The sequence below is a fragment of the Oerskovia enterophila genome, from assembly GCF_001692445.1.
Lineage (GTDB): Bacteria > Actinomycetota > Actinomycetes > Actinomycetales > Cellulomonadaceae > Oerskovia > Oerskovia enterophila.
This window is the reverse complement of record NZ_MAQA01000019.1, coordinates 16,744-40,087: the sequence shown is the minus strand read 5'-3', so window position 1 is coordinate 40,087 and position 23,344 is coordinate 16,744. Positions and strand designations below refer to the sequence as shown.

23 protein-coding genes are annotated in these 23,344 nt (G+C 71.7%); 12 read left to right on the top strand and 11 right to left on the bottom strand.

The window, feature by feature from the left end; genetic code table 11:
• The first annotated feature begins 70 nt into the window (after positions 1–70).
• From OERS_RS09460 to OERS_RS09450, 3 genes are all read left to right on the top strand, one after another.
• Complete coding sequence (locus OERS_RS09460) at positions 71–1,096, top strand: ATP-binding cassette domain-containing protein (protein WP_068625576.1); 1,026 nt, start codon at positions 71–73, stop codon at positions 1,094–1,096.
• Positions 1,093–1,932 (top strand): ABC transporter permease, encoded by an 840-nt coding sequence (locus OERS_RS09455; RefSeq protein ID WP_082618279.1) that lies wholly within the window; start codon positions 1,093–1,095, stop codon positions 1,930–1,932. The genes OERS_RS09460 and OERS_RS09455 overlap by 4 nt, the downstream gene beginning before the upstream one ends.
• Positions 1,933–2,016: 84 nt before the next feature.
• The gene (locus OERS_RS09450; RefSeq protein WP_068625575.1) at positions 2,017–3,012 is read left to right on the top strand and encodes a TetR/AcrR family transcriptional regulator; all 996 of its coding nucleotides are present in this window, start codon (positions 2,017–2,019) and stop codon (positions 3,010–3,012) included.
• Between the two features lie 76 nt (positions 3,013–3,088).
• Here OERS_RS09450 and OERS_RS09445 read toward each other — a convergent pair whose 3' ends face one another.
• Complete coding sequence (locus tag OERS_RS09445) at positions 3,089–3,580, bottom strand: MarR family winged helix-turn-helix transcriptional regulator (protein ID WP_197487017.1); 492 nt, start codon at positions 3,578–3,580, stop codon at positions 3,089–3,091.
• Positions 3,581–3,672: 92 nt separating this feature from the next.
• Here OERS_RS09445 and OERS_RS09440 point away from each other — a divergent pair, with 92 nt between their 5' ends.
• Positions 3,673–4,062, top strand: coding sequence for a cupin domain-containing protein (locus OERS_RS09440; protein WP_068625573.1), 390 nt, complete (start codon positions 3,673–3,675; stop codon positions 4,060–4,062).
• A 26-nt stretch (positions 4,063–4,088) separates the two neighbouring features.
• On the opposite strand, the gene OERS_RS09435 is transcribed toward OERS_RS09440, so the two are convergent.
• From OERS_RS09435 to OERS_RS09395, 9 genes are all read right to left on the bottom strand, one after another.
• Positions 4,089–4,940 (bottom strand): general stress protein, encoded by an 852-nt coding sequence (locus tag OERS_RS09435; protein ID WP_068625572.1) that lies wholly within the window; start codon positions 4,938–4,940, stop codon positions 4,089–4,091.
• Positions 4,941–5,079: 139 nt separating this feature from the next.
• The gene (locus OERS_RS09430; RefSeq protein WP_056647705.1) at positions 5,080–5,916 is read right to left on the bottom strand and encodes a class II fructose-bisphosphate aldolase; all 837 of its coding nucleotides are present in this window, start codon (positions 5,914–5,916) and stop codon (positions 5,080–5,082) included.
• The gene (locus OERS_RS09425; RefSeq protein ID WP_068625571.1) at positions 5,917–6,897 is read right to left on the bottom strand and encodes a 1-phosphofructokinase family hexose kinase; all 981 of its coding nucleotides are present in this window, start codon (positions 6,895–6,897) and stop codon (positions 5,917–5,919) included.
• A complete protein-coding gene (locus tag OERS_RS09420) occupies positions 6,894–7,943 on the bottom strand; it encodes an ROK family protein (protein ID WP_197487018.1) in 1,050 nt (349 codons plus the stop codon). Before OERS_RS09420 ends, OERS_RS09425 begins: the two co-directional genes overlap by 4 nt.
• Positions 7,940–8,836 (bottom strand): SIS domain-containing protein, encoded by an 897-nt coding sequence (locus tag OERS_RS09415; protein ID WP_068625570.1) that lies wholly within the window; start codon positions 8,834–8,836, stop codon positions 7,940–7,942. The genes OERS_RS09420 and OERS_RS09415 overlap by 4 nt, the downstream gene beginning before the upstream one ends.
• 104 nt (positions 8,837–8,940) lie before the next feature.
• On the bottom strand, positions 8,941–9,801 hold the full coding sequence (locus OERS_RS09410; protein ID WP_231907682.1) for a DeoR/GlpR family DNA-binding transcription regulator: 861 nt from the start codon (positions 9,799–9,801) through the stop codon (positions 8,941–8,943).
• A complete protein-coding gene (locus tag OERS_RS09405; RefSeq protein WP_231907683.1) occupies positions 9,798–10,712 on the bottom strand; it encodes a carbohydrate ABC transporter permease in 915 nt (304 codons plus the stop codon). The genes OERS_RS09410 and OERS_RS09405 overlap by 4 nt, the downstream gene beginning before the upstream one ends.
• Complete coding sequence (locus tag OERS_RS09400) at positions 10,709–11,653, bottom strand: carbohydrate ABC transporter permease (RefSeq protein ID WP_056647697.1); 945 nt, start codon at positions 11,651–11,653, stop codon at positions 10,709–10,711. Before OERS_RS09400 ends, OERS_RS09405 begins: the two co-directional genes overlap by 4 nt.
• A gap of 105 nt (positions 11,654–11,758) precedes the next feature.
• A complete protein-coding gene (locus tag OERS_RS09395) occupies positions 11,759–13,000 on the bottom strand; it encodes an extracellular solute-binding protein (RefSeq protein WP_056647694.1) in 1,242 nt (413 codons plus the stop codon).
• Positions 13,001–13,284: 284 nt separating this feature from the next.
• On the opposite strand from OERS_RS09395, the gene OERS_RS09390 reads away from it, so the two are divergent.
• From OERS_RS09390 to OERS_RS09380, 3 genes are all read left to right on the top strand, one after another.
• On the top strand, positions 13,285–14,607 hold the full coding sequence (locus OERS_RS09390; RefSeq protein WP_056647690.1) for a magnesium transporter MgtE N-terminal domain-containing protein: 1,323 nt from the start codon (positions 13,285–13,287) through the stop codon (positions 14,605–14,607).
• On the top strand, positions 14,600–15,232 hold the full coding sequence (locus OERS_RS09385; protein WP_068625569.1) for a DUF1003 domain-containing protein: 633 nt from the start codon (positions 14,600–14,602) through the stop codon (positions 15,230–15,232). The genes OERS_RS09390 and OERS_RS09385 overlap by 8 nt, the downstream gene beginning before the upstream one ends.
• Positions 15,233–15,332: 100 nt before the next feature.
• A complete protein-coding gene (locus OERS_RS09380; RefSeq protein WP_068625568.1) occupies positions 15,333–16,178 on the top strand; it encodes a hypothetical protein in 846 nt (281 codons plus the stop codon).
• A 107-nt stretch (positions 16,179–16,285) separates the two neighbouring features.
• Here the strand turns inward: OERS_RS09380 and OERS_RS09375 are convergent, their stop codons facing one another.
• Entirely contained in the window at positions 16,286–17,083 is a 798-nt protein-coding gene (locus tag OERS_RS09375) for a maleylpyruvate isomerase N-terminal domain-containing protein (protein WP_068625567.1), read from the bottom strand.
• Positions 17,084–17,117: 34 nt separating this feature from the next.
• On the opposite strand from OERS_RS09375, the gene OERS_RS09370 reads away from it, so the two are divergent.
• The 5 genes from OERS_RS09370 to OERS_RS09350 all read left to right on the top strand — a co-directional run bounded on the left by OERS_RS09370 (position 17,118) and on the right by OERS_RS09350 (position 23,343).
• Positions 17,118–18,287, top strand: a complete 1,170-nt coding sequence (locus tag OERS_RS09370) for an Mrp/NBP35 family ATP-binding protein (RefSeq protein WP_068625566.1) — start codon at positions 17,118–17,120, stop codon at positions 18,285–18,287.
• A 417-nt stretch (positions 18,288–18,704) separates the two neighbouring features.
• Complete coding sequence (locus tag OERS_RS09365; protein WP_068625565.1) at positions 18,705–19,724, top strand: efflux RND transporter periplasmic adaptor subunit; 1,020 nt, start codon at positions 18,705–18,707, stop codon at positions 19,722–19,724.
• Positions 19,721–20,614 (top strand): ABC transporter ATP-binding protein, encoded by an 894-nt coding sequence (locus OERS_RS09360; RefSeq protein WP_082848837.1) that lies wholly within the window; start codon positions 19,721–19,723, stop codon positions 20,612–20,614. The genes OERS_RS09365 and OERS_RS09360 overlap by 4 nt, the downstream gene beginning before the upstream one ends.
• Positions 20,611–21,810: an ABC transporter permease gene (locus OERS_RS09355; RefSeq protein WP_068625564.1), complete on the top strand. Its 1,200-nt coding sequence runs from the start codon at positions 20,611–20,613 to the stop codon at positions 21,808–21,810. The genes OERS_RS09360 and OERS_RS09355 overlap by 4 nt, the downstream gene beginning before the upstream one ends.
• Positions 21,811–22,368: 558 nt before the next feature.
• Positions 22,369–23,343 carry a hypothetical protein gene (locus OERS_RS09350; RefSeq protein ID WP_068625563.1) on the top strand — a complete coding sequence of 325 codons (975 nt, stop codon included), beginning with the start codon at positions 22,369–22,371 and terminating at the stop codon, positions 23,341–23,343.
• Position 23,344: the final 1 nt, after the last annotated feature.

Sequence of the window (23,344 nt, the reverse complement as noted above, 5' to 3'; positions counted from 1 at the left end):
CACACACAGTGCGTATGGTCTACACAGTGTAGGAGGTACACAACAGTCTGCGACGCACACGGAGGTAGCGATGCCCGACCCGATGATCGACGTCCGGGGACTCACGAGGTCCTACGGATCCCACGCCGTCCTGCAGGGCGTGGACCTGTCCGTCCGACGAGGCGAGATCTTCGCCCTCCTCGGACCCAACGGCGCGGGCAAGACGACCGCCGTCAACATCCTCACGACCCTCGTCCGCCCCGACGCCGGGACCGCGACCATCGCGGGGCACGACGTCGTCCGCCAGGCCGCGAGGGTCCGCGAGGTCATCGCGCTCACGGGCCAGTACGCCTCGGTCGACGAGTTCCAGACCGGCGAGGAGAACCTCTCGATGATGGCCACGCTCGCGCACCTGCCGCGAGCAGCCGTCAGGGCCCGCACGGCCGAGCTCCTCGACCGCTTCGACCTCACGGACGCCGCCCGGCGCCGCGTCGAGACGTACTCGGGCGGTATGCGCCGGCGTCTCGACCTCGCGATCAGCCTGGTCGCGAGCCCCCAGGTCCTGATCCTCGACGAGCCGACCACCGGTCTGGACCCGCAGTCTCGTTCCGAGCTCTGGGACGTGGTCCGCGAGCTCGCGGCCGACGGCATCACGGTCCTGCTCACGACCCAGTACCTCGAGGAGGCGGACCGGCTCGCCGACACCATCGCGGTGCTCGACGGCGGGCGGATCGTCGCCCGCGGGACCGCGAGCGAGCTCAAGGCCCTCGTCCCCGGCCAGCACGTGCGGGTCGACGTCGAGGACTCCCACGCGCTCGCGTCCGTCCAGCAGATCGGCCTCGAGATCTCCGAGGTCGACGAGAAGGACCTCGCGGCGCTGGTCCCGACGACGGACCCGCTCCGCACGGTCCGCGACGTCCTGGCGCGGGCCGACGAGCGCGGCATCCCCGTGACGGGCGTGTCCGTGGTCAAGCCCTCGCTCGACGACGTGTTCCTCGCCCTCACGGGATCACGCGCCGCGCGGGCCACGATCCAGGCACAGGGCACCCCGACCACCCCGTCCGCCCCCACCCAGCCCGCGGTCTCCCCCGCGACGACGAAGGCAGGCCTGCGATGAGCACCACGGCACCGACCACCACGCGGCGCCCCGCACCGGGACGCCCCTCGCGCACGGCACCGGCCCGCGTCGGCCAGTCCCCCGCGACCGCGCTGCGCGACGTCTCGGCCATGACGGGCCGCGAGCTGCGGCGCACGCTGCGCAGCGTCGACGGGCTGGTCACGGCCCTCATGCTGCCCGTCCTCATCATGCTCGTGTTCGTCATCGTGTTCGGCGGGGCGATCGAGGACGACGGGAGCTACGTCGACTACGTCGTGCCCGGGATCCTGGTCCTGTGCCTGGGCTTCGGCTCGGCGACGGCCGCGCTCTCGGTGGCCCAGGACATGACGAGCGGCACGATCAACCGCTTCAAGACCCTGCCGATCTTCGGCCCCTCGGTCCTGTGGGCGCACGTCCTGGCCAGCACGGTCCGCAACCTCGTGTCGGCCACGCTCGTCCTGCTCGTGGCCGTCGCGCTCGGTTTCAGTCCCGGGGCCGACCTGGGCGGCTGGGTGGGCGTCGCGGGCTACCTCGCCCTCATGGTCCTCGCGTTCACGTGGCTGAGCTGCCTCGCCGGCCTGGTCCTGAGCGTCGACGCCGCGGCGAGCTTCAACATGTTCTTCCTGTTCGTGCCGTACCTGTCGAGCGGGTTCGTGCCGGTCGAGACCATGCCGACGTGGCTGCACGGCTTCGCGATGCACCAGCCGTTCACACCCATCATCGAGACGTTGCGCGCGCTGCTCTCGGGGACATCGACCGCGGGGCAGCTCGGGCCGGCGCTCGCGTGGCTCGTGGGCATGTTCGCGGTCTCGTGCGCCGCGGCGTCGATCCTCTACCGGCGCCGGACGGCGCACTGAGGGCGCTCGACCCGTGCGGCCCACGCCGTTCCCGCCCGTCTCCGCCCGGACGGCGATCACGACCGGAGCAGCGATGATGTACCCATGACGGACACCACCGATCCCGGCCTGCCCCACGCCATCGCCCTGGCGTGGGGCGTGGCCGAGAACCCGCAGCGCGGCCCTCGTCGCGAGCTGAGCATCGAGCGGATCGTCGAGCAGGCCATCGAGATCGCCGACGCCGAGGGGCTCGGGGCGCTCTCGATGAGCAAGCTCGCGGCGGCCCTGGGGTACACGACCATGTCGCTGTACCGGTACGTCACGAGCAAGGACGACCTGCTGCTCCTCATGCAGGAGCAGGCGATCGACGTCGACCTCCCCTCGGGGGCGCAACCCGAGCTCACCGCGGTCCTGGAGGGGCGGATCCCCGCAGGGGACGAACCCACGTGGCGGCGTGGCCTGCGCGAGTTCGCGCTCGCGTCGCTCGCGGTCTACGAGGCCCACCCCTGGTTCCTCGACGTCGCGGTCCAGGGGGTCCCGCTCACGCCCAACAACCTCCGGTTCGTCGACCTGGGCCTGCGCGCGATGCACGGCACCTCGCTGTCCGACGCCGACAAGCTCGCGATGATCATGCTCGTCACGAGCTACGCGCAGAGCGCCGCCCGGATCCAGCGCGAGCTGCGCGGGGCCCGGCAGGACCCGGCAGGGCGCGACGTGAGCGGGGCCGCGTACGCCGAGGTCTTCTCCGAGCTCGTGACGCCCGAACGCTTCCCGTACCTGCACCCCGTGGTCGCCTCGGGCGCCTACCTGAGCGAGGACGACGGGGTCGACGACGTCGTGTTCGGCCTCGAGCGGGTCCTCGACGGGATCGGGGTCTACGTCGAGCGGACGCCCGCCGAGCGCGCCGAGTCCCCGCTCCCCCCGCACGAGGAGCGCGAGGCCGCCGAGCTCTATGCGCGCGACGCCAGGGTCAAGGAGGCGTCCAAGGCTCGTCGCGAGGCCGAGAAGGCCGTGCGCGAGGCCGAGAAGCGCCTCAAGGAGGCACGCAAGCGCGAGCGGGACGCCGCGAAGGCCGCGGCCGAGCGGGCAGCCCGCGACTGAGCCCCGCGGAGTTGTCAGAAGGTGGCCGGAGCAGGCCTCGGCCACCTTCTGACAGCCGGCCCGTCGGTGCTGCCCGTCAGGCCCTCGGCCGCTCGTCCGGGGTCGAGGAGCGCTGCGAGAGCCAGCCGGGCAGGTCCCCGACAGGTCGTTCGTCGGCCACGTCGGCGAGGGCCTCGACCAGCGCGTCGAAGCGGGCGTCACCGAGCGTGCGCCGCCACCCGTCCATAACGCGTTCGAAGCCTGCCGCGCTGGCCGCCAGGAACTCCTCGGCGCGGGACGTCCGGCGGAGCAGCACCGCTCGGCGGTCCCCCGGCACGGAGTCCCGGACGACGTAGCCGACCTTCTCGAGGCCCACCGCGGTCTTGGCCGCTGCCTGCTTCGAGACGCCGAGGCGCTGGCCCAGCTCGTTGATCGTGCAGCCGTCGGGCCCGATCGCCTGGAGCGCGAACCCGTGCAGCGGCCGCGCCTCGGGATGCCCCTGCTCGGCGAGCTCGCTGTGGAGCGCATCGATGCTGCCGCGGAACGCACCGGCGAGGAGCAGGACGACGCGCCATCCGGGTTCGCTCACCGACTCACCTCCATCTAGACAACATGGTTGACGATATCGCACCGGCATGGTTCCTTTGAAGGACAACAACGTTGTCCATCTAGGGAGTCGACATGCCTGACATCAAGATCGCCCGCACGGACACCCGCGTCACCGAGACGCCGAACGCCTCGATGACGACGCTGGCCTCCCCCACGCAGGGCGGCACCACGACGGTGAGCCTGTGGCGCGTCTCCATGCGTGCCGGCCAGCGCGGGCCCCGCCACACGTTCGACGTCGAGCAGGCGTGGCACCTGCTCGACGGTACGGCGACGGTCGTCGTCGACGACGAGACCGTCGACCTGTCGGTCGGCGACACCGTGGTCCTGCGCGCCGACGTGCCCCGTCAGGTCGGCACCGGGTCGGGCGCCGAGTTCGTCGTCACCGGCCTCGTCGGCGGGCTGGCTACCCCGACCTCACCGGACGGCACCGGCGAGCCGGTCTCGCCCGCCTGGATCGGATAGCCACACCTCGGCGCGAGCCCGGGAACCTACCGCGTGCCCGACGACGTCTCGTCGGTCGCGCCGTCGGCCGCAGCCTGGGCGTCGGTCGCCGGGGCGGGGTGCCCCTCGGCGGGCGCGCCGTCGGCAGGAGCGGGCGGCGTGAGGTCGCTGCGCATGGCCCCGTAGCGCGGCGCGCCCGAGGGCGTGGTCCAGCGCGGGTCGGGCGTCCTGACCGGAGGTGCCGGCTGGGCCGGCGCGTCGGCCGGCTGGACCGGCGTCGCGACGGGAGCCGGAGCGTGCGGGGCCGTCGGCTGCTGCGTCCCCCACGTCTGCCCCGGCTGCTGGCCGGGAGCCTGGCCCCACTGGCCCGGCTGCGCAGGCGGACCCGCGACCGGCGGGACCTGGCGCGCGATGGCCGCGGCGCCGTCGGGCATCTGGGACAGGAGGCGGCGTGCGTCGCCCGCGCGCTCCGCGAGGCACAGCAGCGAGTACGACGAGGCGACGATCTGGCTCGACGAGGTGAAGTCACGCTTGCCGCCCGTGAGCGAGTACGACAGCACCGAGAACAGCAGGCCGAAGCCCGCACCCAGTCCGATCGCCGCGAGCATCAGGCCGCCGCCGCTGTTGAACATGTAGAGCAGCAGGCCCACGAACAGGCCGAACCACGCACCGGACGCGAGGCCCGCGAGCGCCACCCGACCGTACGTGAGGCGGCCCATGACGCGCTCGACCATGCGCAGGTCGGTGCCGACGATGGTCACGTACTCGACGGCGAACTTGTTGTCGGAGAGGTAGTCGACGGCCTTCTGCGCCTCGAGGTAGGTCGCGTAGGACGCGATCTGCTCCCCGCTCGGCGGCGTCGGGACCTTGGGCGCGGAATTGGGACGAGTCATGCTCATCTGCCCAGTCTCCCGTACAAGTCGGCAGGAGGCGAGGGCGTTCACTCAGGGGGTATCACCGGGGCAGAGGGCGGACGTCGGGGGAGAGGGCCGGCACCCTCTCCCCCGACGACGCCCCTCGGCCTCCCGGGAGAACCCGTCAGGCCGCGTTCAGCACACCCAGCAGCCGCACGACCTCGTCGCGCATCGCGTCGCGGCCCGCACCGAGGTACTTGCGCGGGTCGACGACGGTCGGGTTCTGCTCGAGATAGGTGCGCAGCGCCCGCGTCAGGGTGTTGTTGAGGTGGGTCGAGATGTTGATCTTGGTCATCCCCTCCTCGACGGCACGCGTGAGGTCGGCGTCGGCGACGCCCGAGGACCCGTGCAGCACGAGGGGCACCGGCACGACCGCCCGCAGCTCGGCGATCCGCTCGAAGTCGAGCGAGGCCGTGCGATCGGTCATGGCGTGCGACGAGCCGACCGCGACCGCGAGCGCGTCGACGCCGGTCGCGGCGACGAACGCGACGGCCTCGGTCGGGTCGGTGCGCACGCCCGGGGCGTGCACCCCGTCCTTGCCCCCGACCTTGCCGAGCTCGGCCTCGACGAAGACCCCGCGGGCGTGGGCCTCGCGCACGACGTCGGCGGTCGCCTCGACGTTCGCCTCGTAGTCGAGGGCCGAACCGTCGTACATGACCGAGCCCATGCCCAGCTCGATGGCCTCGCTCACGAGGGCGCGGTCCTCGGCGTGGTCCAGGTGCACCACGACGGGTGCGCTCGACGCACGGGCGATCGCGAGCGTCGCGAGCGCGATCGGCTCGAGCCCGCCGTGGTACTTCGCGGCGTTCTGGCTGATCTGCAGGACGACGCCCGTGCCGGCGCGTGCGGCCGCGGCCACGAAGGCCTCGGCGTGCTCGACCTGGATCACGTTGAAGGCGCCGACCCCCCGGCGCTCGGCGCGGGCTCGGTCGATCAGCTGGCTGGCGGTGACGAGCGGCATTCAGTCCTCCGTGGTTCTCGGGGTGTCGTTCACGTTCTCGGTCAGGACGCGGTCGGCGAGCCGCCGCACGTCCTCGGGGTCGACCTCGCCCGCGACCGGCTGCAGCACGGCTGCGGCCGACGTGGCGACGGTCAGGGCGAGGCGCTCGGCCCAGGGCCGTCCGACGCTCACCGCGAGGGCCGCCATGGCGGCGTCGCCGGCTCCCGTCGGGTTGCCGTGCACGGGGGCGTCGAGCCGGGCCCTCGCCGCAGGGGCCGTGGAGCCCGGCGCGAACGCCGCGAGCCCCTTCTCACCGTCGGTCACGACGACGTCCCGCGCGCCCAGCGCCTGGAGCGCGGCCACGCCCTGGGTCAGGTCGTGCGTCCCGGTCGCCTCGGCGAGCTCGGCGCGGTTGGGCTTGATCAGGTCGGCGCCCGCCTCGGCGGCCCAGAGCAGGCCCGGCCCCGAGACGTCGGCGTGGACCGGGCAGCCGGCCTCGCGCAGCGAGCGCACCAGGTCGGTGAAACGGGCCTGCGTCGTGCCCGGTGGGAGCGAGCCGGAGATCGTCACGACCGGACGGTCCGCCGCGCGGGCGACCGCGGTACGGACGAGCAGGCCCCACTCCTCCTCGCTGAGCACGGCCCCCGGTTCGTTGAGGACCGTGGGGTGACCTCCGTCGTCGGGCCCCGCGTGCTCGGGGACGACCGCGACCGCCTGCCGCAGCGCGCCCGCGACCGGCACGAGAGACGCGGGCTGGCCCGCGGCCTCGAGGTCCGCCGCGAACGCCGGTGCGAGGAGGCCACCCACGGGGGCGACCGCGACCGAGTCCCCGCCCAGCGCGCGCACGACGCGCGCGACGTTGACCCCCTTGCCGCCCGCGCGGGCGGCGACCGACCGGACGCGCAGCGCCTCGCCCGGGTCCAGGCGGTCGACCCCGTACGTGACGTCCCACGCGGGGTTGGGCGTGAGGCACAGGACGCGGACCTGCCCGGGGCCCGTCACAGCGACTCCAGCGCGGCCGCGCTCACGGCGTCCCACGCGAGGACCGTCGCACCGTACGTGCCGGCCGCCGGTCCCAGCGTGGCCGGGACGAGCCGGGGCGCCGGGTGGATCGTGAGGTACGAGCGCACCGCGGCGTCGAGCGGGACCATGAGGTCGTCGCCCGCGCGCACGAGCCCTCCACCGATCACCACGACGGGCAGCGCCAGGACACGGACCATCTCGGCGACGAGCTCGCCGAGGCGGTCGACCGCGCGGTCCCAGACCTCGCGAGCCACGGCGTCGCCCGCGTGGGCGCGCGCCAGGACCTCGGCGGAGCCGGGCACCTCGTCGGTCGTCGCGCCCGTGAGCTCGCGATAGCTGCGCGCCATGCCCGCGGCCGACGCGAACGTCTCCGCGCACCCGGTGCCGCCGCACGGGCACGGCGCCCCGCCGTGCGCGCCACCGTGCCCGATCTCGCCCGCGTACCCGCCGCCCACGTAGACCTGACCGTGCAGGACGACCGCCGCAGCGATGCCCGTGCCGATCGACACGTAGGCGTGGTCGGGCGCCCCGCGGCCCGCGCCCAGGCGGGCCTCGGCGAGGCCCCCCGCGCGCACGTCGTGGCCGAACCCGACGGGCAGGCCCGTCGCGTCCGCGACGACCTGCCGCAGCGGCAGGTCGACCCAGTCGAGGTTCTCGGCGCTCACCACGAGGCCCGCCCCCTCGTCGACCGTGCCCGGCACCGCGAGCCCCACGCCCCGGACCTGGTAGCCCGCAGGGACCTCGGCGCGCAGGGCCTCGACGGCCGCCAGGACCGCGGCGACCGAGGCCTCGGGTCCCTCGGCCGCCCGGGTGGGGGTGACCCGCTCGACGAGGATCTCGTCGAGCCCGTCCGGGTCGGTGCCGCGCGCGACGAGCGCGGACTTGATGTCGGTCCCGCCGACGTCGAGCGCGATCACCGCCGGGCGCAGGCCTGCCCCCGTCGCTCCCGCCGCCGCCCCTCCACGGGACGACGGCGAGAGGTCCGGGACGGCGGGGAAGGCGAGCTGCTCTTCCCCGACCATCATGATGCCGAGTCCTCCAGGATGATCGAGCGCGTCAGGTGACGCGGGGCGTCGGGGTCCAGGCCCTTGCGCTCGGCGTTCGCGACAGACAGGAGCTGGCAGCGCACGAGCGTGAGCTGCGCGTCCTCGTCGAAGCGCACCACGAGGGCCCCCGTGCGCTCGATGTCCTCGACCAGGCCCGGGACCTCGGCGCCGAGCAGGATCACGGCGCTCGTCTCATCGGAGATGCTGATGGGACCGTGGCGGTAGTCCATGGCCGGGTACGCCTCGGCCCAGGCGAGCGACGCCTCGCGCATCTTGAGCCCCGCCTCGTTCGCGAGCCCCACGGCCATGCCGCGCCCCAGGAACGTGAACTGGGTGCGAGCCAGGACTGCCTCGGGGACCTCCCAGCCCACGACCTCCTCGGCTGCGGTCGCGAGCGCCTCGATGTCGTCGCCGAGTCCGGCACGCAGGAGCGTGAGCGCGGCCGTCGCGAACCGGGTCTGGACCACGGACTGCTCGTCGGCGAAGGGCATCACGACCACGTCGTCCGCGGCGCCCGCACCGGGCGAGGTCGGGTCACCGACGATCGCGAGGGTCCGCTGCTTGCCGTCGAGCACCTCGAGGAGGTGCAGGATCTCGGTGGTCGTCCCGGAACGGGTGATCGCCACCACGCGGTCGTACTCACGGCCCACCGGGTACTCGCTGCCGGCGAACGCGTCCGTGACCCCCTGACCCAGCTCCTCGCGGCGGGCCGCGTAGGCCTGGGCGATGAACCAGGACGTGCCGCAGCCGACGATCGCGACGCGCTCGCCGGGCTGCGGGAGGACAGCGGCGCTCTCGGCCGCGAGGCGGGCCGCCTCGCGCCAGACCTGGGGCTGGCTCGCGATCTCGACGCTGACGTGGGAGGTGCTCATGGTGATGTCAAACCCTTCTGGTGTGGCCACCGGGTCGCGCGGTCGGCGCGGTCCGGCGTCCGTCGTGGTGCGGACGTGTGTGGCGGGAGCGGCGGGGGCTCGTCCTAGACGACGATGACCTCGACGCCTGCGTCCCGCAGGGGGGCGAGCTGTTCCTCGGTCGCTCCCGAGTCGGTCACGAGCGTGGTGATCCGGGAGATGTCGCAGATCTGCGCGAACGAGCGCTCGCCGACCTTGTCGGAGGTCCCGACGGCGATCACGTGGCGCGAGTGCTCGACGAGCGCGGACGTGACCCCGGCCTCGTCGGGGTCGCCGCACGTGAGGCCCGCCTGGGCGTCGATGCCGACCATGCCGAGCACGAGCACGTCGAGCCACAGGGTGCGCGCCATGCTCACGGCCAAGGGGCCCGTCAGCTCGTAGGACTGGGCACGTGCCGTGCCGCCGAGGCAGACCGTGCGCAGCTGCGGGCGCAGGACGAGCTCGGCGGCGATGTTGAGCGCGCTCGTCACGATCGTGTAGACGTGCTCGCCGTTGCGGGCGGCGTGCTCGGACCCCTGGTCGGAGAGCTCGCCGAGCGCCTTGGCGACCAGGGTCGTGGTGCGCCCGCCGTTGAACCCGATCACGGCCTGGTCAGCGTGGCGTTGCGTGACCAGGTGGGCCGCCGCCTCCGCGAGGCGCTGACGGTCGTCGAGCTGCTTGCCGTACCGGCCGGGAAGCCCGTAGGCGACCGAGGCCGCCACGATCCCCCCGTGGGTGCGGTGCGCGAGCTGCCGGTCCGCCATCTGGTCGAAGTCCCGGCGCACGGTCGACTCCGAGGTGCCGAACAGCTCTGCCACCTCGGTGACGGAGAGCCGGCGGCGGTCCGCCAGGAGCGCGAGCATGCGCTCCCAGCGGACCGACTTGCTGAGTCCGCCCGACGGCTCGGCGGCGCCGAGCTCGTGGGTCGCGTCCTCGATGCGTGTCACTTGATGCTCCCTGCGGTCAGACCTCCGACGAGACGCTTCTCGATGATCGCGAAGAGGATGATGACAGGCACGATGGCGACGATCGAGACGCCGAACACGTACTGCCACGCCGAGTCGTACTGACCCACGAACTTCGTCAGCGCCACGGACAGCGGCTGGTTGCCGGCCGTCGAGAGAATGACGAGGCTGGCGGCGAACTCGTTCCACGCAGCGACGAAGGTGAAGATGATCGCCGTCACGATACCGGGCCAGACCAACGGCAGGTTGATGCGGAACAGCGTCGCCCACCGCCCCGCTCCGTCGATCTGCGCGGCCTCGTCGATCTCCTGCGGGACGCTCGCGAAGAAGCTGTGCATGATCCACACCGCGAACGCCAGGTTGAAGGCCGCGTTGACCAGGATCATCGCGAGCCAGGTGTCGACGATCCCGAACGCGAGGAACTGCCGGAAGAGGCCCGCGACGAGCACTGCGGGCTGGAGCATCTGCGTGACCAGCACGAGGAACAGGAAGGCCATGCGCCCCGGGAACCGGAAGCGTGCCGTGAAGTACGCGGCCGGCAGGGCCACGACCAGGACCAGGACCGTCGCCGCGACCGAGATGACGATCGTGGAGACGAGGTTCTGCGGGAGCGGCGTCTCCGGGGTGGACCACATGGTGACGTAGTTGTCGGGGTGCCACTGCTCGGGGAAGTACGTCGGCGGGATCCGCAGGATCTCCGCCCGGCTCTTGAGCGAGCCGAACAGCATGATGCCGTAGGGCAGCAGGAAGAGCAGCGCCACGAGGATGCCCGCGACGACCCGTCCGGGGATCGACCCGCCCGAGCCGGGGCCCCCGGTCGCATACCTCGACGGCTTCTTGAGGGGCTGCGCGGGGCGAGCGTCCGGCTCGCGCGTCAGGACTCCGTTGCTCACTCGTCCACTCCCTTCATCGGCTTGACGATGCGCATGTAGAGCGCGATGACCGCGATCACGATCACGAAGTTCACGACCGACAGCGCGCTCGCCTGGTCGACCGCGCGGTCGGACTGGATGAGCTTGAAGATGAGCGTGGTCGTGGTGTCCGCGTCGTATCCCGGGATCGATCCCGTCATGAGGCGCAGGATCGGCAGCGAGTTGAAGACGTTGATGATGTTGATGATCGCGGCGACCGCGAGAGCGGGCTTGAGCTGCGGCAGGATGATCGAGAAGTAGACCTGCCGGTGCGAGGCGCCGTCCATGCGTGCCGCCTCGACCACGTCGCTCGGGATCGACTGGAGCCCCGCGAGGAGCGTGTACGTGGTGAAGGGCAGCGAGACGAACACCGCGACGACGATCGCGACGACGAACGCGGACGTCGCGTTCTTGGTGAAGCCGAAGTCCGGGCTGTCGAGGATGCCCACGTCCGCCAGGAACTGGTTGATGATGCCGTAGTTGGGCTGGAGCCCGTAGTAGACGACGGTCGTGGTCATCACGACGCTCGCGGCCCACGGCACGATGACCGCGAGGCGGACGATCTGCCGGCCGGGGAACTGCTTGTTGAGGAAGTTGGACAGCGCGAGCGACAGGACGACCGTGAGGGCGACGACGGCGACGACCCACACCGCGGTGTTCGCGAGCACGCGAGGCAGCGCGGGGATCGCGAAGACGTCCAGGTAGTTCTGGAACCCGGCGCTCCCCCGGTCGATGCCCGACTGCGAGATGTCTCGGGTCGAGCTGAAGACCATGTACCCCGCAGGGAACAGGACGATCAGGATGATCAGCGCGAGGCTGGGGCCGATCCAGGGAAGCGCGGAGAGCAGCTCCCGGAACGAGCGGCGCGGCCGCTCGGGTGAACCGGCGGCGGGCGCCGGGGCGGTGGTGGTGGTCGAGCTCATCGAGGTCCTTCGGTGCCGGGTCCCTGGTCCCCGCGGCACGGGCCGGTCGAGCCGGCCGTGCCGCGGGGACCAGGGACTGCTGGACGGGCAGTTACCGGTCCGGGGTCAGGAGTCGCCCTTGGCCTGGATCTCCTGGAGGACCGCCGCTGCGTCCTTGCCCTGCGCGACCTGGCCGATGAGCGACTGGATCGCGCCCTGGGTGGCCGACCACTTCGGGTTCGTCGACGGGTAGAACTGCGCGTCGGGCAGGAGAGCGAGGAACGGCGCGATGGACTCCTTGGTCGCGAGCTCCTCCGAGCCGGACTTCGTCACGGGGATGAAGCCCTCGGCGTCGACCCACGGCACGTACACGTCGGGCGTGTAGTAGTAGTCGAGGAACTTCTTGATCGCGTCCTGCTTCTTGCCGTCGTTCTTGAAAGCCATCAGGTGGTCGGCGACGCCCAGCGTCACGGGCGAGCCGTCCTTGGTGGCGATCGGCGCGGTGCCGTAGTTCAGGTCGGGGTTCTTCTCGGCGATCTGACCGATCGTGGGCGGCAGGCCGACGATCATGCCGATCTTGCCCTGGATGAACGTGTCGATGAGGGGCGTGCGGTCGGACGCACCGGCGTCGGGCTGCGTGAGGCCGCTCGTGGCGAGCTTCTGGAAGAACTGGGTCGCCTCGAGGTTCTCGGGGGTGTCGACCGTGATCTCCGACGCGTCGCCATAGCCGCCACCGCCTCCGAAGAACCAGATGCCGGCCTCGGCCTGGGCCTCCTCCGAGCCGAGCGGCAGGCCGTAGCCGTACACGTCGCCCAGCGCCGAGATCTTGGTCGCGGCGGCCTCGAGCTCGTCCCACGTGGTGGGAGGCGCCGTGACGCCCGCCTTCTCGAAGATGTCCTTGTTGTAGAACATGGTGCGGGCCGAGGCGATGAGCGGCAGGCCGTACTGCGTGCCGTCGATCGAGGCGTTCTCGACGAAGGACTCCTGGAAGTCCGCGACGGTGTCGGGCGAGAGGACCTCGTCCGCCGAGTAGAGCAGGTCGTCCTCGACGAACCCGGCGAAGGCGTCGATGTTGAGGATATCGGGGGCCTGGTTCGACTGGACCTTGGTCCGGACCACGTCGTTGATGTTGTCCCAGGACTGGACCTCGAGCTTGACGTCGATGTCCGTGTTCTCTGCCTCGAAGCCCTTGATCACGTCCTCCCAGAGCGACTTCGTCTGGTCGGAGTAGGTGGGAACCAGGAGGTTCAGGGTCGTGGCGCCGTCGGCCGCCGTGCTGTCGCTGCCGCTGTCGCCGCCGAAGCCGCACGCCGAGAGGGCGAGGCCCGCGACGATCGTCATGCTGACGAGCCGGATCGGGTTCTTCATGAGTACTTCCTCCGCTTCATTGCATTGAGGTGTTGCTCGAGCTGTGTCGCGGCAGGGTGCTCTGCCGCGATGAGGGCTCCGTCACGTTCCGTCACCAAGGATGACAGATCATGATCGATTGCGCCTCGTTGGTTCCAGATTCAAGCAGGTTGCACTCGTCTAGTCCAGTGGTCTCCGCGAGAAATCAGGTCACGACTTGGCCACGGTCCGCGGGTTCCCCGGCCCGCCCGCGCCGTCCGGCCCGTCGGGGCGCCACCCCGACGGGCGGTGCGTAGTCTTGCGACGTGAGTGCAACTACCCGCGTCTTCGTCGCGCGCCTGGCCGGTACGGCGGTGTTCGATCCCCTCGGTGACCAGGTCGGACGCGTGCGCGACGTCGTCGTCCTCCTCCGCCCCAAGGGGGCTCCCCGCGCGGTGGGCCTCGTGGTCGAGGTCCCCGGGCGACGGCGCGTGTTCCTGCCCCTGACCCGCGTCACGAGCATCGACGCCGGGCAGGTCATCAGCACCGGGCTCGTCAACATGCGCCGCTTCGAGCAGCGCGCCATGGAGACCCTCGCGGTCAGCGAGCTCCTCGACCGCACCGTGCAGTTCGTCGACGGGTCGGGTTCCGCGACCGTCGAGGACCTCTCGATCGAGAAGCAGCGCACGGGCGACTGGCTCGTCAACCAGCTCTTCGTGCGCCGTCACACGACCCCCAACGCGCTCGGCATCCGGCGGCGGGGCGACGCGTTCGTGGTCGAGATCGGCGCGGTCACGGGGCTCGCCGGCACACCCGAGACCCAGGGTGCCGCCCGCCTGCTCGCGGCCTACGACGACCTCAAGCCGGCCGACCTCGCCGACGTCCTGCACGACCTGGGCGACACGCGCCGCCTCGAGGTCGCCACGGCCCTCGACAACGAGCGTCTCGCCGACGTCCTGGAGGAGCTCCCCGAGGACGACCAGGTCGCGATCCTCTCCGGCCTCGACACCGACCGCGCCGCCGACGTCCTGGAGGCCATGCAGCCCGACGACGCCGCCGACCTCCTCCACGAGCTCCCGCAGGAGCAGGCCGCCGAGCTCCTCGAGCTCATGGAGCCCGAGGAGGCGCGCGACGTGCGCCGCCTGCTCGCCTACGGCGAGGACACCGCGGGCGGTCTCATGACGACCGAGCCCGTGATCCTGGGCCCCGAGACCACGATCGCCACGGCGCTCGCCCAGATCCGCCGCAAGGACGTGCCCCCGGCGCTCGCCGCGATGGTGTTCGTCGTGCGCCCGCCGCTCGAGACCCCCACGGGCCGCTTCCTCGGCATCGTGCACTTCCAGAAGCTCCTGCGAGAACCACCGCACGTCTCGGTCGGGTCGGTGCTCGACTCGGACATCGAGTGGGTGCGCCCCGACGCGCCGCTCGGGCGCGTCACGCGTCTGCTCGCGGCCTACGACCTGCTGGCACTGCCCGTGCTCGACGACGAGAAGCGCCTGCTGGGCGCCATCAGCGTCGACGACGTGCTCGACCACATGCTCCCGGACGACTGGCGCGAGACCGACGACGAGTCCGAGGAGACGAGCCTGGGCACCCAGACCCCCGCGTCGTCCGCGTTCCCCGTCCGCCGAGGAGGTCACCGTGGCTGAGCGCCTCGACACCCCCAAGGCCGCGCGCCGCACCCTGCTGCCCCGCGTGCGGGTCGAGCAGGACGCGTTCGGCAAGATCTCCGAGGGCATCGCCCGCTTCATGGGCACCCCGCGGTTCCTGCTCTACATGACGGTCTTCTGCCTCCTGTGGCTCGGGTTCAACACGTGGGGACCCGAGTCCCTGCGGTTCGACTCCGCCGCGCTGGGCTTCACGGCGCTGACCCTGATGCTCTCGCTCCAGGCGTCCTACTCGGCACCGCTCATCCTGCTCGCGCAGAACCGCCAGACGGACCGCGACCGCGTGAGCGCCGAGCAGGACCGCCAGCGCGGCGAGCGCAACCTCGCGGACACCGAGTACCTCGCACGGGAGATGGCGGCCCTGCGTATCGCGCTGAGCGAGGTCGCGACGCGCGACTTCGTCCGCTCCGAGATCCGCAACCTGCTCGAGGAGCTCGACGAGAAGGAGACCGAGCGCGCGGAGGCCGCCCGCGCCGACGGGGCGGAGCGCCCGGGGCTCGACTCGCCGCTCCCCCGGACCGCGCAGCCACCGCGGAGCGGGACGCGCGACGCACGCCGGACCTCGGGAGGAGCCCGCCGCGCGGACGCCCCGCCCGAGCCGCGCTGACGCGCACACGGCGGATCAGAGCAGGACGACGACCGGCGGGTCGGCCCCGGTGGCAGCCCCTCGATCCGACCCGGCGGACGAAGCGCCCGAGGAGGTCCCGATGACGTGGTACATCACCGATCAAGAGCCCGATGACACGGGCCGTCGGTACCGACTCTTCTTCAGCAACGAGAAGGTCACCGACCGTCACCTCGACATGTTGCGCGACGAGGGCGTGACGGCGGTCAACCTCTGCGGACGGGCGACATCGGGACGGTCGCCCGACCGACTCGCCTTTCTCGGTGACCTGTCAGGCGTCGTCTACCACGAGCTGTGGGACATCGGCTCCGCGGTCCTGCCCAGCTCGTCGTTCGAGCATCTGGAAGTGCTCAAGCTCGCCGGGAGAAGCACGGCCAAGGTCGACCCCGCAGATCTGCCACGTCTCCGGTTCTTCGTCGGGCGCGCGGAGAATCTGCACCCTGGGCGGTTCGGTGAGACGATGCGCTGGCTCGCCCTCGACCGCTGGCAGGACCGAGAGGTCTCGGCCCTGCCGTTCGGTCAGGGAATCGAGTACTTGCGGGTCGGATGTGAGGGCCAAGAGGTCTCTTTTCACGGGCTCGACGCGCCGGCTCTGGAGATCCTCGAGCTTCACGACGTGGAGGTCGAGTCCCTCGCCGGGCTCCAAGGGGCGCCACACCTGAGGACGCTGAGCCTGCAACCTCCAGGTGACGGCCCCAGCTCGCTGCGGGAGATCGACATGCGACCGCTGGCCGTCCATCAGGACCTTCAATGGCTTCGGATCGGCCGACAAGGCAGGATGACGCATCTCGAGGCTCTGGCCGAGGTCCGGACGCTCCGACAGGTCCACGGATACAGGTCCTTCTTCCCGCCGAGCCACCTCGACCAACCGTGGGCCGACCCGTTGCGGGACTCCAGACTCGTCGCACGCCTCGTCCGCGAGGGGTGACAGCGCCGCGCCCCGCGAGCTCATCGCTCGGTGCCGCTCCTGGACGGACGATCCCCGCCTGCCCGCCGGCCCTTCTTCGAGAACCTTCGCCAGCACGGGCACGGGCCCTACTGCGTCTCCTGCCCAGCGACCGCGCGCAGGCGGTCCGCCAGCGCCGCGTCCCCGTGGACGACCAGACCGTCCCGCTCTCCGCGTCCCCAGAGCCACAGGTCGAGGTCCCACGCGGCGCCCGAGACCTGCGTGGTCGTCGATCCCGGCAGGTCCACGAGCTGCGCCGAGTCGAGGTCGTACGCGGTGCCCGACTCGGGTCCGGTGCCCGTGAGGCGCCCGAACGCGAGCTCCCACGAGCGGGGCGTCTCGCCGGGGCCGTCGACCGCGACAGCGACCGTGCTCCCGTCGGGGGTGAAGGTCGCCCACTCGGGGATGCCGTCGACCAGCACGCGCAGGATCTCGTCGACCCCGTCCGCGGCCACCTCGGGGTCGGCGCTCGAGACGTCCCGGCCGGCGGTCTGCTCGGCGTCCACCCGGTGGACGAGCGCCTCGTGCGCCTGTCGGCGAGCGACCCACCCGACGGTGCGGCCCGCGTCGTGCCACGACCAGCACGGCTCGGCGGGGTCACGGCCCGCGAGCGCGGCGAGCAGCCTGGCGGTGGCCTCGGCAGCGAGCGTCGGCAGGGCCCCGTCGTCATCGGGCCGCGGGAGGGTGCGCACGTCGTCGCCGTCGAGCCCGCGCCCTTCCGCGGGCCCGACGACGGCGCTCCAGAAGTCCTGCACCTCGGCCAGGTGGTACGTCAGGTCCGCCGCGCCCCACTCGGGACAGGCCGGTACGCGGGCGTCCGGCCGTGCCGCGCGGACGGCGTCGAGGAAGAGTGCCGAGTCACGGGCGATCGAGGCGAGGGCGTCCATCCTCGAACGCTAGACGCCCGCTTAGGATGGGGCCATGGCTGGCGGCTCCGCAACACCCACGACCGATGCACTCGAGGACCTCGTCCGGACGGCTCTGACCCAGGTCATGGACCCGGAGATCCGGCGCCCCGTGACCGAGCTGGGGATGGTGCGCTCGGTCGACGTGAGCATCGACGCGGCTGCCGCGGGGGGTGCGCACGTCGTGGTCGGCATCGACCTGACGGTCGCGGGCTGCCCCATGAAGTCGACCCTGGTCAAGGACGTCACGGCCGCCGCGCAGACCGTTGCGGGCGTCGGGAAGGTCGACGTCGACCTGGGCGTCATGAGCGCCGAGCAGCGGACGGCGCTGCGCACCATGCTGCGCGGGGGCGTCGGCGAGCCCGAGATCCCCTTCGCCAAGCCGGACTCGTTGACCAAGGTCTACGCGATCGCCTCGGGCAAGGGCGGCGTGGGCAAGTCGTCGGTGACTGCCAACCTCGCGGTCGCGCTCGCCGCGGACGGCCTCAACGTGGGCGTGGTCGACGCCGACATCTACGGTTTCTCGATCCCGCGCATGCTGGGCGTGGACCGGGCTCCGACGCGCGTGGACAACATGCTGCTGCCGCCCGTCGCGCACGGGGTCAAGGTCGTCTCGATCGGCATGTTCGTGCCGCAGGGTCAGCCCGTGATCTGGCGCGGTCCCATGCTGCACCGTGCGCTCCAGCAGTTCCTCGCGGACGTCTACTGGGGCGACCTGGACGTGCTCCTGCTCGACCTGCCGCCGGGCACGGGCGACATCGCGATCTCGGTCGCCCAGCTCCTGCCGTCGAGCGAGATCGTGGTGGTCACCACGCCGCAGGTCGCTGCCGCGGAGGTCGCCGAGCGCGCGGGGTCGATCGCGACGCAGACGCAGCAGGGCGTGCTCGGCGTCGTCGAGAACATGTCGTGGCTCGAGCAGCCGGACGGGTCCCGGCTCGAGCTGTTCGGGTCCGGCGGCGGGGCGAAGGTCGCCGAGAACCTGTCGAAGGCGACGGGCAGCCCCGTCGAGCTCCTCGGGCAGGTCCCGCTCGACGTGACCCTGCGCGAGGCCGGTGACGCCGGCACACCTGTCGTGCTGACGAACCCCTCGTCACCGGCCGCGGTCGCGCTGCGCCAGGTCGCGACGCACCTCGCCACACGGAGCCGCGGGCTCGCCGGCCGCCGCCTCGGGCTCTCGCCCGTCTAGGTCGCAGCGCACCCGAGAGCACGCTCTCCGCGCACGGGCCCGGTCCGCACGGACCGGGCCCGTCGTCGTCGGGCCTCCGGCCGACCGCGTGCTCCGGTTGCCCGACGACCCACCCCCCCACCTCGATGGGACGGCTGTCCCTCGCGGCACGCTCCGGGCGCGGCGACCGGACGTCTGGACACCCCTCGTGTCGGCCGGTGTATGGTGCGCAGATCGTTTGTCAGAAGTGCGACCAATGAGGGTTGTCCAGGGGGACGCAGGCAGACATCACGGCAGGAACCTGACCTGATCGTGATCTTTCGCGCATCCATCTCATACCTGAGGTGGATACGTGGGCGCTCGCCCACCCCCTAGTCTTCCCAGAGCATGCCTGGACCTTGAGCTGTCGGCTCATCGGATTTCACCTGGAGACCTGCCGTGGGCGTCACACGCCGGATCATCTTCCCTGCCCTTCGTCTCGTGATCTGGGCGGTGATCGCGGTGACCCTGGTGGTGATCGCGTTCAAGTCGGCCCCCCAGGCGGCGGGCGACGCCGAGTTCCCGTCGGCCGTCGTGACCCTTCCGCAGGTGGAGGTCGCCAAGGGCCCCATCACCAACACCGTGACCCTCACGGGCTCGGTCGTCGCGGACCCTGCCGGCCAGGAGAAGGTGACCCAGGTCGGCAAGGTCACGGCCGTGCACGCCAAGGTCGGTGACGTCGTCGAGGCCGGTGCCCCGCTCCTCGAGGTCACGCTCGAGACACCGCAGGACCCTCTCGTCACCACCAACAAGGAGACGGGCGAGGAGACGGTGACCGAGCGCAAGCCCAAGGTCACCCGGACCACCATGAAGGCCGGCTCGGCCGGGACCCTCGCGACGTTCACCGCGATCAAGGACCAGGAGGTGAGCGTCGGCGAGACGTTCGCCTCGGTGTCCCCCGGGACGTTGTCGGTGACCGCGTCCATGCTCCCCGAGCAGCAGTTCCGTCTCCTGACGATCCCCACCGAGGCGACGGTCACGGTCACGGGCGGCCCCGCCCCGTTCACCTGCACCGCGCTGCGCATGGGCACGGCGGCGGCCGCCCCGGCGGCGGGCACCGAGGAGCCGGGCACCGAGCCCGGCGCGACGCCCTCGGCGTCGATCACGTGCGCCGTCCCGGCAGGCACGGTCGTGTTCGCGGGACTGGCCGCCAAGCTCGAGGTGACCGCGGGCTCGGCCGAGGACGCCCTGCTGGTCCCCATCACCGCGGTCCAGGGCTCGGTCGAGACGGGCAACGTGTGGGTCGTGGCCGAGGACGGCACGAACACCGAGAAGGCCGTGAAGCTCGGCATCACCGACGGCACGCAGGTGCAGATCGTCGAGGGGCTCGCCGAGGGCGACCTGGTCCTCGAGTTCGTGCCCGGGCAGGACGTCGCGCCGGTCGACGAGGGCATGATGTACGGGGGCTCGGCCGGATGAGCCTGCTCGAGCTGCACGGCGTGACCCGGTCGGTCCGTCTCCCCGACGACCGGATCCTGGAGATCCTGCGCGGGATCGACCTCACGGTCGACGCGGGCGAGCACGTCTCGATCGTCGGGCGTTCGGGGACCGGCAAGTCGACCCTCCTGAACATCCTGGGCCTGCTGGACACGCCCACGGCCGGCGAGTTCCTGCTCGACGGCGTCCCGATCGGCCGCCTGTCCGGCCGGGTCCGCGCGCGCCGGCGCGGGGCGGACTTCGGATTCGTGTTCCAGCAGTTCAACCTGCTCCAGGCGCGCACCGCGCTGGAGAACGTCGCCGCTCCCCTGCTCTACGCGCAGGGCAAGCAGTTCTGGAACCGCAGGACGCTCGCCGCCGAGATGCTCGAGCGCGTGGGCCTGGGCGACCGTCTCGACACCATGCCCGAGAAGCTCTCGGGCGGCGAGCAGCAGCGCGTGGCCATCGCCCGCGCGCTCGTCCGCGGCCCCCGCGTGATCCTCGCCGACGAGCCCACGGGCGCGCTCGACGTCGACACGGGCGGCGAGGTCATGGACCTGCTCGACACGATCGCCCAGGAGAACGGGTCCGCTCTCATCGCCATCACCCACGACCTCGCGGTCGCCTCGCGCGCCAAGCGCCACTTCCGCCTCGCGGAGGGCGTCCTCACGCCCATCGCGATCGGCGCCCGCAGCGCGGGTTCGCTCGACGGGCTGGGCACGGCCATGGAGCACGTGCCCGACGGCGAGGACCACCAGGCCGAGCACGTCGCCGTCCCGCTGGGCGCGGTGGCGTCGTCCGCGCCCCTCGCCGACGCGGCCCGTGGCCGCGCGCCCTCCGGCGCGGGCGACTCGCTCGACGACCTCTTCGGCGACTCGGTGGTGGCCTCGTGACCGGATTCTTCGGAGCCCTGGCGGAAGCCTGGGACGAGCTGCGGGTCCACAAGCTCCGCGTGCTTCTGGCCCTGATCGGCGTGGCCGTGGCGGTCTGCGCGATCACGACGATCACCGCGGCCGGCGACATGCTGCGCCAGGTCTCGGCCGAGTCCAACGAGCGATGGAGCGGGCGCCCCGCGACGCTCAACGTCAGTGCGTACCCGACGGGCCAGGAGATGCCGGGGATCGAGGAGTACGTCGCGGCGTACGACGACATCGTCGCCCGGTACGAGGTCGAGCACTCGTCCATGGTCATGTGGACCCAGACCCCGTTCCGCTTCCCCAGCGGCACCCTCCAGGCCCAGACCAACGCCGTCAGCGCCGACTGGGCGACCATGCACCGGTTCGTGGTCGACGGCGGCCGGTGGTTCACCGAGGCCGACGAGGAGAACCTGTCCCCCGCCCTCGTGGTCAACCAGTCGTTCCTCGATACCCTCGGCCAGCGCATCGAGGACCACCCGACCATCGTGATCGGGGGCGAGAACCCGGTCCTGGCGACGGTCGTCGGCTCCTACCCGGACAGCTGGCCCGGCGAAGGCCCGTCCGCCTACATGCTCGTGGAGTCCCACCTGCGGTGGGCCTCCCCCGAGGCGCTCATGAGCTCCGGCGTGCCGTCGCTCGAGCTCTGGGTCCCCCCGGACACGGTCGACGTGCTCACCGAGGCCGTCCGCCGCGACCTGACGGGAGCGATCCCCGGGACGCAGGTCGACGTCAACCGCATGGACAGCCCCGACATGAGCATGATCGACGGCGCGACCAAGTGGGTCATCCTCGGGGTCAGTGCGATCGCCCTGCTGCTCGGCGGGCTGGGGCTCGTCAACATCGCGCTCGTGACCGTCCGGTACCGGATCCGTGAGATCGGCATCCGACGCAGCTTCGGCGCCTCGTCCGGTCGGGTCTTCTTCTCGGTGCTCATGGAGAGCGTCGTCGCCACGGTCGTGGCCGGAGTCGTGGGCGTCTCGCTCGCGGTCGTGATCCTGCACAACGTCCCGCTCGACACGCTCATGGGCTCGACCGTCCAGGACCGTCCCGGCTTCCCGGTCTCGGCCGCCGTCACGGGCATGGTCGCCGCGGTGAGCGTCGGCGCGCTCGCCGGGCTGATCCCCGCGCTCGTCGCGGTGCGGGTCAAGGTGATCGACGCCATCCGCTACTGATCCACGTGGTGGTGGCAGGCCGGCGAGCGCGTCGGTCCGCTTCCACCGTGCCGCGCGAGGCTGACCGCGCATCGTGTCGACGACGCTCGTCCTCGGGGGGACACCACGCATGAGCACCGCTGCACCCGCGCCCGACCGGGTGCTGCTCGCCGGAGCGGCGCCACGAGCCCGCAGACACCGGCTCACCGCCGACGCTCCCGTCCTCTGGTCCCCTCCGGCAGAGCCTCGTCTCCCACGGCGGCCGACCGGCGGCCCGAACCAGGCCCGTCGCAGCGAGGCGACCTGGTGCCGCTCCCGCAGCGGGCTGCGCACTGCTCGACCCGCAGCGAGACCGACACCCCCGGCACGAGCCAGGAACCAGACCCGAGACGTGCCGACCCGTCGCGCACACCGTCGCAGGGCTCGCAGCTCGGTGCCCGGACGCCCGAGCACCTCGAGCCCCCTCGACGGTGGCCGACCTCTACCCAGGACAGGCGTCGAGCCTCTCCGCGCCGGTGCCGATCCCACGTGACCGAAGCAACCGAACATGTCCGTACCGACCGAACAAAGGAATCCACCATGCGTCGACCTTCGACCCGCCCCGTCGCCGTCACGGCCCTAGGCCTCTCCGGGGTCTTCCTCCTCTCCGCGTGCTCGGGCGGTGGCGCCCCCGCCGCCGACGAGGACAGTCCTCTGACGGCGTACTACGAGGAGGTCTACGGGGACTTCCAGAGCGACGAGCAGCAGAAGAAGATGGAGGAGCAGCAGCGCAAGGTCGAGGAGCTCGTCGCCACGTGCATGTCGGAGCAGGGCTTCGAGTACGTCCCGGTCGACCAGAGCATGACGAGCTGGTCCTCCGAGAACCCGACCGACGACCCGGAGAAGTACGCCGCCGAGTACGGCTACGGCATGACGATCTATCAGGAGCCGTCGGCCGAGGAGCAGGCGGAGATGGACGCCTACGTCGACCCGAACCAGGACTACGTCGACGCGATGTCCGAGACGGAGCAGACCGCCTACTACACCGCTCTCCACGGCGAGATGTCCACGATGGAGTACGACGAGGACGCGGAGATGCCCGAGTACGACCCCTCGACGGCGGGCTGCTACGGGAGCGCGCAGGAGGAGGTCAGCGGCGGCCAGCAGGAGCTCTGGGAGTCCGAGGAGATGACGGCGTTCAACGACGCCACCACGAAGCTGTACGAGGACGTCGCCCGCGATCCGCGCCTCGAGGAGGTCACCTCGAAGTGGGCCGACTGCATGGCTGACGCAGGCTTTGACTACGCCACCCCGGAAGAGCCGTCGGAGTTCTTCATGAACGCGTCGAACGACCTCTACTCCGGGGAGAACCCCGAGGGCCCCAGCGAGGAAGACCTCACCTCGCTGCAGGACCAGGAGAAGGACACCGCCGTGGCGGACTACGCGTGCAAGACGAAGGTCGGCTACGACAAGGTCCAGCGGACCGTCCAGTTCGACCTCGAGTCCGCGTTCATGAAGGACAACAAGGACATGCTCGACCGCGTCGCGGCGGCCTACAAGGAGTCCCAGCAGTGAG

Bases quoted from the DNA above. Each gene is read 5' to 3' on its own strand.
- OERS_RS09350 (WP_068625563.1), top strand. From the start codon at position 22,369: ATGCGTCGACCTTCGACCCGCCCCGTCGCCGTCACGGCCCTAGGCCTC.
- OERS_RS09430 (WP_056647705.1), bottom strand. From the start codon at position 5,916: ATGCCGCTCGTCACCGCCAGCCAGCTGATCGACCGAGCCCGCGCCGAG.
- OERS_RS09460 (WP_068625576.1), top strand. From the start codon at position 71: ATGCCCGACCCGATGATCGACGTCCGGGGACTCACGAGGTCCTACGGA.
- OERS_RS09455 (WP_082618279.1), top strand. From the start codon at position 1,093: ATGAGCACCACGGCACCGACCACCACGCGGCGCCCCGCACCGGGACGC.
- OERS_RS09400 (WP_056647697.1), bottom strand. From the start codon at position 11,653: ATGAGCTCGACCACCACCACCGCCCCGGCGCCCGCCGCCGGTTCACCC.
- OERS_RS09360 (WP_082848837.1), top strand. From the start codon at position 19,721: ATGAGCCTGCTCGAGCTGCACGGCGTGACCCGGTCGGTCCGTCTCCCC.
- OERS_RS09435 (WP_068625572.1), bottom strand. From the start codon at position 4,940: ATGAGCATGACTCGTCCCAATTCCGCGCCCAAGGTCCCGACGCCGCCG.
- OERS_RS09450 (WP_068625575.1), top strand. From the start codon at position 2,017: ATGACGGACACCACCGATCCCGGCCTGCCCCACGCCATCGCCCTGGCG.
- OERS_RS09370 (WP_068625566.1), top strand. From the start codon at position 17,118: ATGGCTGGCGGCTCCGCAACACCCACGACCGATGCACTCGAGGACCTC.
- OERS_RS09395 (WP_056647694.1), bottom strand. From the start codon at position 13,000: ATGAAGAACCCGATCCGGCTCGTCAGCATGACGATCGTCGCGGGCCTC.
- OERS_RS09415 (WP_068625570.1), bottom strand. From the start codon at position 8,836: ATGAGCACCTCCCACGTCAGCGTCGAGATCGCGAGCCAGCCCCAGGTC.
- OERS_RS09380 (WP_068625568.1), top strand. From the start codon at position 15,333: ATGACGTGGTACATCACCGATCAAGAGCCCGATGACACGGGCCGTCGG.
- OERS_RS09375 (WP_068625567.1), bottom strand. From the start codon at position 17,083: ATGGACGCCCTCGCCTCGATCGCCCGTGACTCGGCACTCTTCCTCGAC.
- OERS_RS09440 (WP_068625573.1), top strand. From the start codon at position 3,673: ATGCCTGACATCAAGATCGCCCGCACGGACACCCGCGTCACCGAGACG.
- OERS_RS09420 (WP_197487018.1), bottom strand. From the start codon at position 7,943: ATGATGGTCGGGGAAGAGCAGCTCGCCTTCCCCGCCGTCCCGGACCTC.